A 16,373-nucleotide genomic window follows, 5' to 3' on the forward strand; every position below is an offset into this window, starting at 1 on the left:
CTGCCTCCTGCCTCCTGCCTCCTGCCTCCTGCCTCCTGCCTCCTGCCTCCTGCCTTAAATCCTAAGAACTTGTACCGCACTCAAACGAGAACCAATATAAGGTCTGGACTTAAAAATCAAGACAGCCGTGCTTCGGTCGCTTCAAGCCTCCAGGAACAACAGCTTGCAGTGCCTTCTTCTCAGCCGCCTGCACCAAATCGGAGGCAACTCGAGCCGCATACGGGCGAATGAATGACCAGAAGATGGGTGATAGCCAACCTCTAAGAGTGACAGAGTAGGAAACACAGGTACCACACACAGTAGATTTGACCTGGTATGTCACCTGTTCTTCCAATCCCGGTAGCACCAGAATACGCACGCTGAGCAGTTCACCCGGTCGCACACGCTCAACGAAAATTTGAATGGGGATCGGACTAATTCGTGTCGCTGCCTGATAGATTAGCCCTGGCTTGGCGACCAGTCCGTTCGGCACATTTGTGCTGGTAATAATTGGGTGCCAGGAGACATCGGTCAAATCGACAATTTTTTGCCAGAGATCATCTACGGATGCAGAACTTAGCGCCTGATACGTTCTCGCTAAAGAGCATTGAAACCAGCGTTTTTTGCAACGAATGAATTTGGGCGCAAAGCCAAACATAGCGCGATCGCTCCTGGGCAAACCTGACGTTGACTACTGAAACACAATTTGTTAACTAGCTTACATCTGTCTACGGACTATCCATAGCCTAGCGCTCTCATGGCAACTCGGATAGATCCTTATGACAGAACCGACTGTGCAGGAAGATTGTAGATGTTGAGCGCTATAGCTGTCGCCAAAACGCTTAGGACATTGGGATTAAAAGGGGTCTGGGGGTGTTGCCCCCAGCCAGCTTTCGACCTGAGCGCTCAAGCCGAAGGGGGGTTCACCCCTGCACCCCGTCCTAACAGATATGGCTGTGGCTATACTAGACATCTGCTCGAATAGTGAACGAGTAGTCAGCTCCAGGTTCTAGCTGATAGTCACGTTGTTCGAGAAAGCGCCCCAGTGGTTCCTTGATCAGCGCTCGACCGAGCGATGGCTCGACAGACAGTTCGCCACGCTGAAAGCACCACTGAAACTGCCATGCAAATTGATTGGCAATCACCTCGCCCTCCAATATGCCCTGCTGCCAGGACTGACGAAGAATACGAACATGTGCGGTAGTTTCAGGTAAGCGGCGAGAACCCACGATCGTAGTGTTGGCTAAGAAGGACATCGTTAAAGAGCGCGATCGAAGCTAAATAGCATCACCTCATTTTTTAACCCATCAGCGCGATCAATTGCGAGACGCTTTCTGCTTGAGCTTTTGCGGTCTCTGCTTGAGCTTTTGCGGTCTCTGCCTGAACCTTCGCCGTTTCAGCTTGCTGTCGAGTCGTCTCTTTGATGTCATCAAGATCGAAACGAAACGCTGTCATAGACTCAGTCAGCTTACCGATCTGGTCGGCAATGGCTTCAATTTTCGCGTCAAAGGGGTCGAGCTTGATGCCAAAGGTATCGACTTTTGTCTCAACCGTGTCGAGCTTTTGGCTGTATTGCTTGTTTAGCTGCGCCAGTTCAGCGGTTGCCTGCACTAAGGTCGTCAGTAACTGCTGGTTGTCTGGAGATGACTGTCCGGTCATAGACGTGCTGCTTTAGACGGTTGCATGGAATCTTATCTTATTTCTTCTAGCAGCGACGACCTTGCTCTGCTTGAACTCATCGCTTAAGCTCACCACACCAAGCCGCTAGGTTGTAACGTCAAGCTACTCAGAAGCGGTTTGTGCAACCGTCCGGCTATTGTACAAACTCATTGCCTTGTCTATCCCTTGCTTGAGGCTGACTTCCACCGCCCCAACGACGAGATGCAAGACCTCTGCTATGACTTCAGCTTCTTGTGGTGAAAAGCGTCCCAGTACGTGACCGATCGCATCACCCTGCCGTGCCTCTTTCGCACTACCAATGCCAACGCGTAGCCGAGGAAAGGTTTGGGTGCCGAGGTGGGCGATCGCTGACTTCATCCCATTCTGCCCACCAGCGGAACCAGAAAGACGCAGCCGCAATTTCCCCACGGGTAGATCCATATCGTCATAGATTACGAGCACTGATTCTGGCGGCAGCTTGTACCAATCGGTGACGGCTCGAATTGCCTGACCAGAGTTGTTCATATACGTGGTGGGTTTGAGCAGACGGACTTTGACCTGCCCTGCTGCAACGCCCTCACCAAAAATGCCTTGAAACTTACGGTTTTCTGACAAATGAAGCCGCCAGACCTTTGCCAACATATCTACCGCTTCAAAGCCAATGTTGTGTCGGGTGCGATCGTACTTTGCCCCCGGATTGCCCAAACCCACAATGAGTTGCGGAATGATGGGTGCTGCTACAGGTGCCTCTGTCATAGCTTGTCTCTCAGCTAAATTAGCTGCTGGCTTCGCTAGACATGGCGACATCCTTCGTTTCGGCTGCGATCGGATCGGCTGCTACAGAGTCATTTGCATCAGACTCTGATTCACTGGCTACAGCAGCCTCCGAAGACGGCGCTAACGTTGGCTGCGAAGGTTCTTCTAGTCGTGCTTCCATCGGCGCTTTCACTGCCTGTTCGATTTGTTCGGCTTCGCGCTTAAACTCTGCCTCAAATTCTTTGGATGCGTCCTGGAAGCCGCGAATCGCTTTGCCGACACTACGACCAATTTCTGGTAGTTTTTTGGGTCCAAATACGAGCAAAGCCAGAACCATGATCACTGCCATTTCTGGCAACCCAATTCCAAAAATATTCACCGCATCGCCTCCTGCAACCGCTTCGTTAGACTATGAGACTTGTGTAAGACCTTACGATGCAACGCTCTATAGCGCTCAGCCCACGTTTCCAGTCTAGCGCTCACAGTCCCTGAATTTTACTCCGTGTCCGGTGTCATAAAAAATCCCGGTCAAGCCGGGACTTTCAATCATCACTTATTCTATTGAGGCGTTTTTGTCGGGTCGATCGCTCTAACGCATCAGTGCAGAAAGAGCAGATCAGTTACGAATCAGCTAATGCCTCTCCCACAAACCTTTCTTACTTCTGCCTTCTGCCTTCTGATCCTAGCCGCCCAAACCCGTCCAATCAACATCAACATCATTCAGCAGAAGCGAAGAGTTGTAAATCTGCAAAATGATAAGCAGGAATACCAAAAAGAGCAGCATAAAAACACCCATCAACGTTGTGGTGCCCCAACCGGGAACAACCTTACCGTATTCAGAGTTCAGGGGTTTAAGAATGTCTCCTAACCGAGTCCGCTGTGCCATGAGTCACCTATGTTTAGCTCGACAGAACATGTATATTGTTTGTAACATTATATGGCAACGCACTCATAATTTTTCTCGCATATGGAACCCGCAACAGCTCTTAATATTTCGATCTGCGCGACCCTGGTTGGTCTGACGGCATACGCTATCTATACGGCGTTTGGTCCTCCGTCAAAGGCGTTGGATGACCCGTTTGAAGATCACGAAGATTAGGAGCTTTCAGCGGTCAGCAGTCAGCGGTCAGCGGTCAGCTTTTGGGCATTGGGTGTGCTGTAGCAACGAAGAGCTTTCCGCTTCATGCTTGAGGTTTAGCTGATTGCTGATTGCTAGTAGCTGACTGCTTCACTTTAAAGCTGACAATTTCCCAGGGGCGAACTGTTGTAGTTTGCCCCTCTACTGTTTGTGGGTCGATCGCTCGCTCCAATAAATCAACTCGCTCTCCCAACTCCAAACCCAGATCGCTCTGAAAGTTAAGCTGCGCTTCCTCACCGTGGCACTCATAGCAGCGCAAGACCCACTCATCGGTTGAGTCTTCTGACTGCTTGAATGCCATCAGCACAAGATTGTCGGCTCCTAAATCGAGAAGGGAGGCTGTGGGTGGCAAGGTTTTCGGGCGATCGTCTCCGCTCGTAGGAATGACCTGTGCCATGAGCGGCATGTTTAGCTCGTAGCCATGCTTGACGGTTTGAGCGGCTTTCCAGTCGCCTGTGTGGGGATAGAGGGCATAGGTGAAGGAATGCCGTCCTTTGTCCGCATCTGGATCGGGCCATTCGGCACCGCGCAGGAGGGTGAGCCGTAGTTGATTGGGTTTTGCATCGTAACCGTATTTGCAGTCGTTGAGTAAGCTCACGCCATAGTTGCCGTCGCTGAGATCTGCCCAGTGCATGGCAGGAACTTCCCATTGAGCTTTTTCAGCATCAGTCTCCGGTTTTGTCGTTCGCTCAATCACCCCGCAGGGAATCTCATACGTTGCAAAGTCTGCTTCTAGATTCAGAGGAAAAGCCGCTTTAACAAGAACGTGCTCCTCATACCAACCCATAACAGATGTACGAATTTCCAGTATGGGAGAACCTTTTTTCAGCTTGTAGTCATGGTAGAAGGTAGCCAATCCAAGCTTCCGTTTGATCACGATGCGTGGCTCTACAGTCGCTTGACCCTTGTACTCAATGAATATGAGTTTTGTTGGAGGTAAGGGATGTTCGGCATAGTTAGGATCAATGTTCCAAGCATCCCAATATTGCCCAGCATCACGAAAGGACTGAAGCTGGTTACCAGGTCCACTCAGCACTTCGCGTTGTCGAACTTTGTCAAACACACTGGATAAATCTCCGGTTGCTGGATCAACCGTTACGTGTAGAAACTCATTTTCTAAAACGAAACTGGCTACTTCTGCTTGAAGAATGGGTAATTTGGGTTCGCAAGGGCAGAGCCAAAAGCAGCGGTAACCGTTGGCAGGAATATCTTCTGCGATGAATGAGGTGAAACACGATCCTTTGCCATACCTTACCGCCGCACAGTACTGAAGCCTGACTTCTTGTCCCTGTAGATCCAAAAAACGCCACCGAATCTGCTTAATTTCTTCCTCTGATGTCTCTTCGCTTTCTGTCATCTGCCATGTGGGAATCACGACAGCATGGCCAGACCGTTTCCAGCTCAAAGGATTGAACACTACAACCGCTTTAGCGTCTGGATGTGGTGGTGGTGGAAGGGCGAGTTGAGAGGCAATTGTCTTCAAAGCTTCTTCAGTAATGTGCTTGCCGAGGTACTCAACGACTCCCCAATCTGCATTTGCATCCTCAAACACTTCAGGGATGGATGATCCTGGCAGGATATCGTGAAACTGATTGAATAAAACTTTTTCCGAGGCATACTGTAAGTCCGCTTTGGGATACTTAACGCCTGCGCTGATGGTTGCCAGCGATGCCCAGAGTTCAGCTTGATACAACCACTGTTCAGAACGTCGGTTATGACGCTTCTGATCGGCGTGGGTGGTGTAGCAACCGCGATGGAATTCGAGGTAGAGGTCGGAATTCCATGAGGGGAGGGAGTGGGGAGTCGGGAGTCGGGAGTCAGGAGTGAGGTCATTCAAGCTCCGAGCGTCTTCATTGAGGGTTAAAGACTGGTCGTTGAGTGTTGAAGACTCGTTAGTGAGTGTTTGATTCTCATCACCGAGTATCAGAGACTCGTCATTGAGTATCAAAGACTCATTCGAGAGTACCAAAGACTCGTTGTTGGGTATCAAAGACTCGTTTGAGAGTGTTGGAGGTTCGTGATTGAGTATCAAAGACTCGTTTGAGAGTATCAAAGACTCGTTTGAGAGTGTTGGAGGTTCGTGATTGAGTATCAAAGACTCGTTTGAGAGTATCAAAGACTCATTAGTGAGTATCAAAGACTCGTCGGTGAGTGTTGAAGACTCGTCGGTGAGTAGTAAAGACTCGTCGGTGAGTGTTGGAGGCTCGTTCACGACTGTTTGAGCCTGGGCGATCGCTCGTTGCGCTTCACTCCTTAAGTCTGTAGCGACATCAGGCGTGTAATGGGCTTCGAGGTCTTGCAGATAGTCGAGGGCAGTGGAGAATTCTAGCTGGGGGAAGAAGGGTGACTGCTGCCAGCGGCGGGCAATTTCGAGCATATCGCGGGTGGGTCCACCGCCATGATCGCCCACACCGGGGAGCCAGAGGATATCGGGAATGCCTGTTTTGGTTTCCCAGTCGCAGGCGTAGGTTGCCATTTTGATGGGGTCAATGCCTTCGCCAATCGGCGCGGACATGAGGCTGAAGATCTCGGTGCGATCGGGTGCCTGCCACTGAAAGACTTCGTAGGGGAACTTTGTGGTGTCGTTCCAGCGCAGTTTTTGCGTGACGAAGTAATCGATGCCGCCCTGCTTGAGGATCTGCGGGAGCTGCCAGGTGAAGCCAAAGCTATCGGGTAGCCATGCGATGCGGTTGATGCTGCCAAACTTTTCCTGAAAGTAGCGCTGACCGTAAAGCACCTGTCGCACCATTGACTCGCCGCTGATGAGGTTGAGTTCTGGCTCGATCCACAGTCCGCCTACGGGTTCCCACCATCCGGCTGCGATCGCCTGTCGGATCTGCTCGAACAACGCGGGACGGTTTTCCTCGATCCATTCATACAGCGCGGGTGTGGAATGGCAGAAGCTGAGTTCGGGAAAGTCTTTTTGCAGGTTTAGGGCAGACTCAAAAGTGCGTTCGGCTGCGTTCCAGGTTTCGGCAACTGTCCAGAGCCATGCCATGTCGAGGTGGGCGTGTCCGAGGAGGCGGATGCGACGCTGTTTGAGGAGGGGGGAGAGGGGGAGGAGGCGATCGCGGAGGCTTGCCAGAGATTGATTGAAGAGAGAAGGGGTGTGGGGTGTGGGGTGTGGGGTGTGGGAGAGGGCGGGGGAGGCGGAGGGAGCAGAGGAAGCAAGGGAAGAGGGGAGGGTTGACCAGTCGATTTGGGAGACAGCTTCAGATAGGAACTCTAGTTTTTTGGGGGCGAAGGTTTGGAGGTAGAGGCGGAGGATGTCGAGTTCGTCGGCGATGAAGCTGGGTTCAACCGTTAAGAAATCGGGTTTCTGCTCTAACGGTGCTGTCGTCTCCGCTTCGGAACTTGAAGAAACCCGATTTCTAGGAGCAGGGACTTCGTAGTGGCAGACCGATCGCACGAGGGCACCATCGTCGTGTCTGGGGCTAACGAGGCGAAGGGCGATCGCAAACTGATCTCCGGATGTGACGGTTTCGCTGAGCAAGATGCGGGTTACACAGTCAAAGAGATCGCCTGCTTGCACTAAGGCACCGTTGACAAAGATTTGGGCATCGATCGCCCACCATGTCAGGGCTAGTCGCAGGGTTAGTCCTGCCAGTGGGTAGCCAGTCGTTTTTGCCCCCCTAGCCCCCCAATTCTGGGGAGAACCAGAGTCAAAGTCCCCCAGAATATAGCCCTGTCGGGCATTCGAGAAAGGGGGATTTAGGGGGCTGAGAGAATCTGCAAGCGTGGCGTATTCATCTGAAAACTGCTGTAAGTCGTGGGGCACGGTGATGCGTTGACCGAGCCACCGCACTTGTTTGCCCTTTGTCCAGGCGATGTGGTCTTTCTCATTGAGGGGTGCGATCGCCCAGTTGTGCCAGGTGTCGGGCTGGGTTGCCTGAGCGATCGGCAGATCTTCATCGCAGTAGCGCCAACCCGTTTGAACACTGCATTGGGTGAGGCTACGGAGGCGCGTAATGGCTTCCGAAAGCCGATCGGCTGGGGCTGAAACGTTATGGCTCACCACTATCATCGCTTCCACTGACTGCACATCCATAATAGAGGTACAGCGTTCAGCGATGCAGGCATGACGACAAGCACTTACGCGACATTTGTTGAAGGTGCAACCGTTGATGAATTACTACAAGCCAATGCCGTCCTACCGTCGTTGATGGAATACGTGGACGGGACGCTGGTTGAGAAAACGGGCGGGACGCTTCATCACGGTTTGGTTCAAGGAAACCTGAGTATCGAGTGGCTTAATTTCGTAAAGGCGAATCAGCAGAAGGGGAAAGTACTCATCTCACCGCCTTGCGCGACGGTTGAGCAAATTCGTCGTCCTGATGTTGCCTACATGACGGTAGAGCTGCTAGAGCAATATGGGATGCCAGCAATTTTGCCGCAGAGTTTTCCACTAATTGCAGAAGTTGCGTCACCAGAGGACGAAGCAGAAACGCTATTCAGCAAAGCGCGGGAGTATTTGCGATCGGGCTGTCAGGAGGTCTGGTTACTCTTTCCTGAGAACGCGATCGTCATCATCATGACAGCCGACAAGTCGCTGATTTTCACTGAAGCTGAAACGGTGAGCACCCAGACCATCCTGCAAGGCTTCAGTATTTCGGTCGCAGAGTTGTTTGCTTAACCAATGTCTTTAGCGCAGAGTGGTACGATCGAACGTGTATTCTGTCTGCAACCAAACACGGCTATGGGCGTTATCGTACTCATTTTGATGATTGTGCTGTCGATCGTCATGGTTATCTTCGGCGTTCAAAACCCTCAGCCTGTGAATGTCCGGTTTTTCACCATCGAAAGCGGTAACATCTCGCTGTCTTTGGTAATTGTGGTGTCTGCTCTACTGGGCGCTGCGTTGATTGGGCTACTCAGCCTGTGGGATGGCGCACGGCGGGGGCTCCGCAGTATGCGAACGACTAAACGACTGACGAGCCTGGAGCAACAGAATGTGGAGCTAGAGCGGCTGAAAGCTTCGCTGGAGCAAGAAAATGCTGCCTTGAAAGAGCGGAATGATCAGTTGGAGAATGTGAAACAGACGATCGAGGTTCAAGCGATCGACTCCGACGGCATGATGAGCGATCGCTGACAGTTTCATGACTGCTGACCACTTCTAGATTGGGCGTAGTGACGCTAACGTGACCTGGTTGTTTTGCCATCTTTCGTTCCTGCTTTTACGAGTCCGCTCACAAAAGGCTGAGCCGACATAGCAGCGTTTCCTCTGTCTATAGGGGAGTTGTCGGCTTCTGTCTGTAGTGGGGTTAATCTTGATGGTCACATCGTTAGATTACGTGGAGGCAATGATTAGGAGACGTTTATGACATTTACAACATCGACTCTGAATAGCGAAAAAGTTACAGCGTTTCAAAATCTGGATGTGGATCAACAACTCGCGTTGTTTTGGTTCATCTACACCGAAATGGGCGAATCGATTACACCCGCTGCACCAAGCGCTAGCACTGCTTCTCCAACGATCGCAGAAGCACTTTTTGAACAGGTAAAACACTTATCCGATGAGGAGCAATTGCAGGTGCAGCGCGATCTGCTTACCCGCAAGAACACTCTCTTCGCACGGGAATACGGTGCGATCGGCGATACAACTAAACTACTGTTCTGGTATCTGCTGGCTCAAGGCATGGATAGCGGCACTGTCATCCCCGTGCCTTCTGATTACAAGCTGTCGGCTGAAGCAGAGTCCCTGTTCAACCAGATTAAGCGACTGGAATTTAGTGAGCAAATTACCCTCTTCCGCGACATCGTTTCACCAACGGGTGTCGACCCAAACGTAGTCGAACATGACAGTGCAACGGGCTTGTAAGGCAGCATAGTTTATAGGGACGTTATGTGTAACGTCCCTACAGACCCACAAGTCATTGAGGACTGGTATAAGATCGAAGACTGACCATTCAATGTGCGCCTCATGACCGCTGCTTCCCGTCGCTACCACATCACTACCTTCGGCTGCCAGATGAACAAAGCCGACTCCGAGCGCATGGCTGGCATCTTGGAGACAATGGGCTTTGAGTGGGCAGAGCAACCCGACGATGCCGACCTGATTCTCTACAACACCTGCACTATTCGTGATAACGCCGAGCAGAAGGTTTATTCTTACCTGGGCAGGCAGGCAATTCGCAAACAAACCAAGCCTGATCTGACCTTAATTGTCGCGGGCTGTGTAGCGCAGCAGGAAGGCGAACAACTTTTGAGGCGAGTACCAGAACTCGACCTGGTGATGGGTCCGCAACACGCCAACCGCCTGCAAGATTTGCTAGAGGACGTGTTTAGCGGTAGTCAGGTGGTAGCGACAGAACCGCTTCACATCATGGAAGATATCACCAAGCCGCGACGAGACAGTACCGTCACTGCCTGGGTTAACGTCATCTACGGCTGTAACGAGCGTTGTACCTACTGCGTTGTGCCGAATGTGCGTGGTGTAGAGCAATCTCGTACGCCAGAAGCGATTCGTGCTGAAATTGAGCGGTTGGCACAGCAAGGCTTCAAGGAAATTACGCTGCTGGGACAGAACATTGATGCTTATGGGCGCGATCTCCCTGGCACAACGCCCGAAGGTCGGCATCAGCACACCCTGACCGATTTGCTCTACTACATCCACGATGTACCGGGTATTGAGCGCATTCGGTTTGCGACCAGCCATCCTCGCTATTTCACCGATCGCCTGATTCGTGCTTGCGCGGAGTTGCCCAAAGTCTGCGAACATTTCCACATTCCGTTCCAGTCGGGCGACAATGACATTCTTAAAGCAATGGCGCGGGGTTACACCCATGAGAAATATCGCCGCATCATCGATTCCATTCGTCACACTATGCCCGATGCTGCCGTTAGTGCCGATGCGATCGTGGGCTTTCCCGGCGAAACCGACGCACAATTTGAGCAGACGCTAAAGCTGATTGATGATCTTTGCTTCGATCTGGTGAATACGGCTGCCTATTCGCCTCGCCCTAATACACCAGCGGCACTGTGGCAAAACCAGGTGAGTGAAGCGGTGAAAACCGATCGTCTCCAGCGGATTAATCGTCTTGGCTCGACCAAAGCAATGGAGCGATCGGAACGGTATCGCGATCGCATCGAAGAAGTGCTGGTTGAGGCACAGAACACCAAAGACCCCACTCAAGTGATGGGTCGCACCCGCAGCAATCGCCTGACCTTTTTCCCTGGCGACATTGCCACAATGCAAGGCAAATTAATTAACGTCAAAATTACCGAAGTACGAGCGTTTAGCCTCACAGGTTGCAGACTGTAAACGCGATCAGCCATAGTTAACGGGTCGCTAGTTGGCGGGGTTGCTTTGAGATTTGTGTTGCGATGAGAGCGCGTCAATCAGCTTTTTCTCACGCTTGAGTTTTTCTTCCATGTCCTGGATTTGCTCTTTGCGTGCCTCTAGCTCCAACGCACGGCGATCGAGTTCCTGGCTTTGCAGGGTCAGCGACTGTCGCCACTGCTCGGCGCGTTCGGTTTCGTGCTGCAAAAACTCTGGCGTAATGCCATTGACCAGAAAATTTTGTACCAGTTCCAGCAGCCACTCTTTCGCGTCGTTGATGGTCAAAACCTGACGACTGGTGCCCAACTCGACCAGGACAAACATGCCTTCGCTAAAACTACTGACTTCGCTTGAGAGAATGACCTCTTCTTCAGGCAGCAGTGTCCACGCGTTTTCAGACTTCTGACGCGCTAAGAGCTGTAGCCCTACTTTACCTAAAAGCCCTTTTTTTTGTACCTGCGCCAGATACAGCATTCCCTATCTCTGCCTTCGTTGGTTTAAGCATAACCGTATATCGTCTTGGCTAGACCTTCAAGAGTGGGGCGAACATCCTGGTGCCACGTTTCAAGCTGTAATCGTTAGACAGCAGGCTGAAGCGGTGTCTCTTCCAATGAGTATAACCTTTCTCACCTGACTACTAGTCTTTACATCACATCATTACAGTGTGTGTGAAGTCTATCGATGAATCTTTGATCCTCATTCACCAGTCTTTGAGTCTCGACCGTCAATGATTAAACCTTGTTCACGAGTCCTGCTCACTGGCAGTCGAGCCGTGGAACCTTGCTCACCAGTCTTTGATGCTCACTCGCACTGATTGAATGCAGAGCGAATGGCTTCACAACGTCTAAACTTTCTGCACGAACGATCGTCCCAGTAACCCCTGTGGTCGCACCATGAGCATGATGAACAACAGCCCAAAGGCGATCGCATCTTTATAAGCAGAGAACTCTCCTGGCACGAAGGCTTCGATGAGTCCAATCACCAAACCACCAGCTACCGCACCCGGAATACTGCCTAAACCGCCCAACACGATGACTGCCAGACCCTTTAGCCCAAAGCCGATGCCAAAATATGGTCCGGCGATGCTGACGCTAGAACCGACGAGTGTGCCCGCTAAGCTGCCTAGAAAACCGCTGACGAAAAAGGTGAGAACAATAAAGCGATCGGTATCAATGCCCAACAAGCTTGCGGTTGTTGCATCTTCTGCCACTGCTCGCATTGCTTTGCCGTATTTGGTAGCGTTAATCAGGTACGTGAGAACGGTCAAAATGACAGCAGAAACGACAAAGATCACGATCTGCACACTGCGGATGGGAATGGGATTCTCTGCTGTCCCGAAATTAATCGCAGGCGGCAGGTTGCCATAGGTATCAGCGGGAAACGTGTAGCTCTCTGCACCGACCAGATACTGAATCACATTCACAATCACAAACGCGACACCGAGACTGGAAACGACGGTAAGTAACGGGTCGGCTCGTTGTCGTCGCAGTGGTCGAAACGCCAATCGCTCAACGACGACGCTCACTAGCCCACAGAGAATGCCACTGAGAACGATCGCCACGGCAAACGGCATCTTCACAGGCAACATCGCATTTGCCAACAAGCCATTAAAGCCAAAGGCACCACCAATGAGCACATAGGTAAAGTACGCGCCTAAAGTGAAAATTGCCCCATGGGCAAAGTTGATAATGCCCAAAATGGAGAAGACAAGCGTGTAACCCAAGGCAAAAATGGCGTAGACGCTGCCGATCGACAGTCCGTTAAGAACGTTTTGAAGGAAGATGGTCAGGGTCATGAGGTGAGGAGTGAGGGGTGGGCGATCGTGGCTTAGATGGCTGTAACACCACCCAAAATTCGGCATAATCGAGTTACTTCAGCACCCTTCAGCTCAACAACTCTGCACGAAAGATGGAGGTCAAGGCGATGTCAGCGCTCACAGTCAATCTAGACCCAATTATCCACTTAACCGATGAGCAGTTCTTTCAACTTTGTCAGGTCAATCGGGACTTACGGTTTGAGCGCACTGCAAACGGAGATCTCATCATCATGACACCTACAGGTGGAGAAAGCAGTAATCAGAATGCTGAGCTAACAGTTGATCTTGGTTTGTGGAATCGTCAGGCTCAGATGGGAGTTGTCTTTGATTCATCGGGTGGCTTTAAGTTGCCCAATGGAGCCGATCGCTCTCCCGATGCTGCCTGGGTTGCCTCACACCGCTGGAACGCACTGACACCGGATCAACGCCGCAAGTTTCCACCGTTAGCACCCGATTTTGTCATTGAGCTACGTTCTCCAAGCGACGATCTAAAACCATTGCAAGCAAAGATGCAGGAGTATCTTGAGAACGGAGTCCGGCTCGGTTGGCTCATCGATCCGCAAAATCGCAGCGTGGAAATCTATCGCAGCGATCGTCCCGTCGAAGTTATTGCAACCCCAGCCCGACTGTCTGGTGAAGACGTTTTGCCAGACTTTGTGCTGGATATTCAATAGTTAGACCTCATCTTTGTTGTTTTGATTCTTGAGTTGGGAATTCTTGACACAAAGCAAAAATTTAGTGTGTTTAGAATCCGCCTTCTATGAAACAAGTAAAATTGCTGTCTGCTGGAGATCGCGTAGAAATCACTGAAGAAGGAGCACTCGCTCATCAACGACACCATGACGACCATGTAGATGTTGTGGCAAAAGTATCGCCACCTTTTACAAGAACTGCTGCGGAAGGTGTGAAACAAATCGTCTTTACTTTCCCTGAGCCTGGTTTCAAAGGCACAATTGTTGAAGTGAGAAGACGTTGGTGGGAGCAACCTGGCTATGACTACCTAGTGAGATGGGACGAATGTTCTGGGCAGAGTTGGCATCTGTTAAAGCATCTTCTTCTGATCGAGTAAAACCTTACTTTCCTAAACATCGGGGTCAATTGCCTATAAGTTAGGTTTCCTACGTCAACTCAACAATTTTCATTTTGCTCGTCTCTCTTCAGCGAGCGCCATCTCCGTTGCTCAAGATAAAATGTAGGGGTACGTTGAAGAGAGGTCAAGCCTATGATCATTCGGCAGCCCCGCTATAGCAAAGAGGAATTTGCTCGTCGTGGCAATGAGATCTACGAGTCTCAAGTGCGATCGCAAGTTGAGAAAGGCAATTACGGCAGAATCGTGGCGATCGACATCGAAACCGGAGCTTTTGAGGTGGCTGACGACATTGTGACTGCATCAGAGCAACTCCTTGCTAAATACCCTGATGCCCAAACCTGGTTCATCCGCATTGGACATCGGGCAGTCTACCATTTTGGTGCACGAAGTCTGAAAGAAACGCCATGATGTACGGCTCGGTGAATCAAAGTTGTGAAGCGATACTTCCAGTCGTCGTGAAGAACGATACCAAAACGCAACTTGTTGATGCAGTGATTGATACAGGTTTTTCGGGCTTCTTGACCTTGCCTTCTAGTACTATCACTGCGCTAAATTTGACTTGGAAGGGGCGTGATGTTGCAACATTGGGAGATGGCACGTCCTGTATTTTTGAAGTGTATATCGCGGCTGTCATTTGGGATGGACAATATCGCACGATTGACATTAACGAGTCAGAAACAGTGCCGTTAGTTGGGATGCGATTGTTGCGAGGCTACGATCTGCACATCCAGACCGTTGAGGGCGGTTTCGTTACGATCGATGCGTTACCAATCATGGTTTAGAAGTTACTGGTGAGGCACGGTCTAACAATACACTGGAGCGGACGGTAGAGAGTTTTCGCACTTCGTTTCGGTCATATCTGCCGCCGCTCACTTTAACCGTTGGCATCCCGAAAGAAATCGGGTTTCTGGACGCAACCTGGAGGCTCAAACGATAGCATTTTGTGGAGAAACCGGGTTTCTGGACACAGCCTGGAAGCTTAAACGATATCGGTTTGAGAAACCCGGTTTCTGGGTAAGCCCTTCTTTACTTCAGATACGTAAACTTGCCACTATTGCCATTGGCATCCATCTTGATCTGAGCCACGTAGAACTCTTTTTGTACAATCTCGCCTTCAGGTGTAAAAGAAATTTCGCCGAGTGGGGTGTTGTATTTGCCGACCAGCAGTTGCTTGTTAAGCGCTACTCGCAAGGCGGGCAACGCTTGCTGACTGACCTTTGACTGTCGATCGACTGCCTGCAGCGCCTCCACAAACACCTGTACGCCAGCAAAGGCTTGGGCGCTGAACTGAGGCGGTTCTTTTTTGAACTGACTGCGGTAGGCATCGCGGAAAGCAGCATTGATGTCACCGGGTTGCTCTGGACTGTACGCTTGAGCGATCAGCACACCGTCACAGAGCGCTTTGCAAACGGGAAAAACATTGGATGTGTTGAGTCCATTGCCGCCAATGATTAACCCTTTGTAGCCCAGTTCTCGCAGTTGGCGCACCAGGTTGCCACCATCGGCTGCAAGACCAGAAATAATGACGAGATCGGGCTTTAGATTAATAGCAGCGGTTGCCTGACTTTGAAAATCTGTATCCGTTGTTTGAAACTTCTGCACTGTAACAAGTTCAAGGTTCTGATCCTTCACCGTTTGCTGAAAAATCTCGGTTTCAGACTTGTTGAACGCATCATTTTGAGCATAGAAGACCGCTACCTTTTTGATTTGAGGATTGATCTTGAGCGCTGCTTTGACCGAGTTGGGAGCCACCACCGAAACGGGTGCGGAGACACGAGCGATGAAGTCACCAATTTGCGGGATGCCCTTAGCCGTGTTGGAGGGTCCGAGGACGGGGACTTTGGCACGATCGGCGATCGGGTCTGCACTAAACGCCTGCTGTGAGAGCGTGGGTCCTACAATGCCCACTACTTTATCTTTGGTAATGAGCGCCTGGAACGCGTTGATTGCCCCCTGTTCGTCGCCGCCTGTGTCTTGAAAGACCAGCTTGATCGGTGTGCCATTGATGCCACCTTTGCTGTTGAAGTATTGCTCGGCGATTTTTGCACCTGCAACTTCTTCCTGTCCCAGCAACGCCACATTACTGGTTTGGGCGACACCAATACCGATCGCAATCCCTGTCGCACTACTGGTTAGAGATGCACCGGATGCTTGAGGCGAGGCAGTTGTCGTAGGGGCAGGATTGGGACTACAGGCACCCAGCGCGATCGTTAGAGCCGCCAACAACGAGAACTGAACGTTTGTGTGCATATCTTTCCGCTTTAGATTCGGTTTGATGAATCGATTGTGAGCCGTGGATGGATCGCATAGCCGCAGTTTTTATTTCACCATATCCTGTCACCCCTTGCGCGGCTTCTTAACCCTGAGGAGGGTGCCTTGAGGTAGATTGCTTGCGCTCGCCTGTTACTGTGCGTTGACACCAGAGGCAGGGATCGCATTCAAACGATGAACAGACAATGCACTTTTTGAAGGATTAGATCGTGTTGTAAATTAGTTTAAGGTAGCGATCGTGAATCGTTAAAACCACTTCTATGCAGACATTTCAGGAGTTTGCATGTGACACTTTATGAGGACGAAACTCTGCCTGCACCCCGTCTTTCCAGGTGACGTTAAACCGATCACATAGGCACGTAAACTTTGATTTCTTTGGCTGTTG

General features: G+C 51.0%; 19 protein-coding genes. 9 read left to right on the top strand and 10 right to left on the bottom strand.

What is annotated here, in order from left to right:
* Positions 1-109: 109 nt before the first annotated feature.
* The 6 genes from AC5JO6_RS16330 to psbH form a co-directional block, all read right to left on the bottom strand.
* On the bottom strand, positions 110-637 hold the full coding sequence (locus AC5JO6_RS16330; protein ID WP_496082125.1) for an SRPBCC family protein: 528 nt from the start codon (positions 635-637) through the stop codon (positions 110-112).
* A gap of 307 nt (positions 638-944) precedes the next feature.
* Positions 945-1,208, bottom strand: coding sequence for a DUF3146 family protein (locus AC5JO6_RS16335; RefSeq protein WP_496082151.1), 264 nt, complete (start codon positions 1,206-1,208; stop codon positions 945-947).
* 70 nt (positions 1,209-1,278) lie between these two features.
* Positions 1,279-1,638, bottom strand: a complete 360-nt coding sequence (locus tag AC5JO6_RS16340; protein WP_496082126.1) for a hypothetical protein — start codon at positions 1,636-1,638, stop codon at positions 1,279-1,281.
* Between the two features lie 123 nt (positions 1,639-1,761).
* Complete coding sequence (gene pth, locus AC5JO6_RS16345) at positions 1,762-2,394, bottom strand: aminoacyl-tRNA hydrolase (protein ID WP_496082127.1); 633 nt, start codon at positions 2,392-2,394, stop codon at positions 1,762-1,764.
* Positions 2,395-2,413: 19 nt separating this feature from the next.
* Positions 2,414-2,773, bottom strand: coding sequence for a TatA/E family twin arginine-targeting protein translocase (locus tag AC5JO6_RS16350; protein WP_496082128.1), 360 nt, complete (start codon positions 2,771-2,773; stop codon positions 2,414-2,416).
* Positions 2,774-3,076: 303 nt separating this feature from the next.
* Positions 3,077-3,280, bottom strand: a complete 204-nt coding sequence (gene psbH, locus AC5JO6_RS16355) for a photosystem II reaction center phosphoprotein PsbH (protein ID WP_496082129.1) — start codon at positions 3,278-3,280, stop codon at positions 3,077-3,079.
* An 81-nt stretch (positions 3,281-3,361) separates the two neighbouring features.
* Here psbH and psbN point away from each other — a divergent pair, with 81 nt between their 5' ends.
* The gene (psbN, locus tag AC5JO6_RS16360; RefSeq protein WP_106254766.1) at positions 3,362-3,493 is read left to right on the top strand and encodes a photosystem II reaction center protein PsbN; all 132 of its coding nucleotides are present in this window, start codon (positions 3,362-3,364) and stop codon (positions 3,491-3,493) included.
* Positions 3,494-3,575: 82 nt separating this feature from the next.
* Here the strand turns inward: psbN and AC5JO6_RS16365 are convergent, their stop codons facing one another.
* Positions 3,576-7,556, bottom strand: coding sequence for an alpha-mannosidase (locus tag AC5JO6_RS16365; RefSeq protein WP_496082152.1), 3,981 nt, complete (start codon positions 7,554-7,556; stop codon positions 3,576-3,578).
* A gap of 54 nt (positions 7,557-7,610) precedes the next feature.
* On the opposite strand from AC5JO6_RS16365, the gene AC5JO6_RS16370 reads away from it, so the two are divergent.
* From AC5JO6_RS16370 to miaB, 4 genes are all read left to right on the top strand, one after another.
* Complete coding sequence (locus AC5JO6_RS16370; RefSeq protein WP_496082130.1) at positions 7,611-8,165, top strand: Uma2 family endonuclease; 555 nt, start codon at positions 7,611-7,613, stop codon at positions 8,163-8,165.
* A gap of 3 nt (positions 8,166-8,168) precedes the next feature.
* On the top strand, positions 8,169-8,621 hold the full coding sequence (locus AC5JO6_RS16375) for a lipopolysaccharide assembly protein LapA domain-containing protein (protein ID WP_496082131.1): 453 nt from the start codon (positions 8,169-8,171) through the stop codon (positions 8,619-8,621).
* A gap of 228 nt (positions 8,622-8,849) precedes the next feature.
* Entirely contained in the window at positions 8,850-9,350 is a 501-nt protein-coding gene (locus AC5JO6_RS16380; RefSeq protein ID WP_496082132.1) for an orange carotenoid protein N-terminal domain-containing protein, read from the top strand.
* A 102-nt stretch (positions 9,351-9,452) separates the two neighbouring features.
* The gene (gene miaB / locus AC5JO6_RS16385; protein WP_496082133.1) at positions 9,453-10,793 is read left to right on the top strand and encodes a tRNA (N6-isopentenyl adenosine(37)-C2)-methylthiotransferase MiaB; all 1,341 of its coding nucleotides are present in this window, start codon (positions 9,453-9,455) and stop codon (positions 10,791-10,793) included.
* A gap of 27 nt (positions 10,794-10,820) precedes the next feature.
* On the opposite strand, the gene AC5JO6_RS16390 is transcribed toward miaB, so the two are convergent.
* Positions 10,821-11,285, bottom strand: coding sequence for an HmpF-related protein (locus AC5JO6_RS16390; RefSeq protein ID WP_496082134.1), 465 nt, complete (start codon positions 11,283-11,285; stop codon positions 10,821-10,823).
* Between the two features lie 370 nt (positions 11,286-11,655).
* Positions 11,656-12,606 carry a branched-chain amino acid ABC transporter permease gene (locus AC5JO6_RS16395; RefSeq protein ID WP_496082153.1) on the bottom strand — a complete coding sequence of 317 codons (951 nt, stop codon included), beginning with the start codon at positions 12,604-12,606 and terminating at the stop codon, positions 11,656-11,658.
* 128 nt (positions 12,607-12,734) lie between these two features.
* On the opposite strand from AC5JO6_RS16395, the gene AC5JO6_RS16400 reads away from it, so the two are divergent.
* The 4 genes from AC5JO6_RS16400 to AC5JO6_RS16415 all read left to right on the top strand — a co-directional run bounded on the left by AC5JO6_RS16400 (position 12,735) and on the right by AC5JO6_RS16415 (position 14,499).
* Positions 12,735-13,301 carry a Uma2 family endonuclease gene (locus AC5JO6_RS16400; protein ID WP_496082135.1) on the top strand — a complete coding sequence of 189 codons (567 nt, stop codon included), beginning with the start codon at positions 12,735-12,737 and terminating at the stop codon, positions 13,299-13,301.
* An 86-nt stretch (positions 13,302-13,387) separates the two neighbouring features.
* Positions 13,388-13,696, top strand: a complete 309-nt coding sequence (locus AC5JO6_RS16405) for a hypothetical protein (RefSeq protein WP_496082136.1) — start codon at positions 13,388-13,390, stop codon at positions 13,694-13,696.
* Between the two features lie 153 nt (positions 13,697-13,849).
* A complete protein-coding gene (locus AC5JO6_RS16410) occupies positions 13,850-14,125 on the top strand; it encodes a hypothetical protein (RefSeq protein ID WP_496082137.1) in 276 nt (91 codons plus the stop codon).
* Positions 14,122-14,499: a clan AA aspartic protease gene (locus tag AC5JO6_RS16415; RefSeq protein WP_496082138.1), complete on the top strand. Its 378-nt coding sequence runs from the start codon at positions 14,122-14,124 to the stop codon at positions 14,497-14,499. The genes AC5JO6_RS16410 and AC5JO6_RS16415 overlap by 4 nt, the downstream gene beginning before the upstream one ends.
* 244 nt (positions 14,500-14,743) lie before the next feature.
* On the opposite strand, the gene AC5JO6_RS16420 is transcribed toward AC5JO6_RS16415, so the two are convergent.
* Complete coding sequence (locus AC5JO6_RS16420; RefSeq protein WP_496082139.1) at positions 14,744-15,967, bottom strand: ABC transporter substrate-binding protein; 1,224 nt, start codon at positions 15,965-15,967, stop codon at positions 14,744-14,746.
* Positions 15,968-16,373: the final 406 nt, after the last annotated feature.

The sequence above is a fragment of the Tildeniella sp. genome (assembly GCF_059505325.1).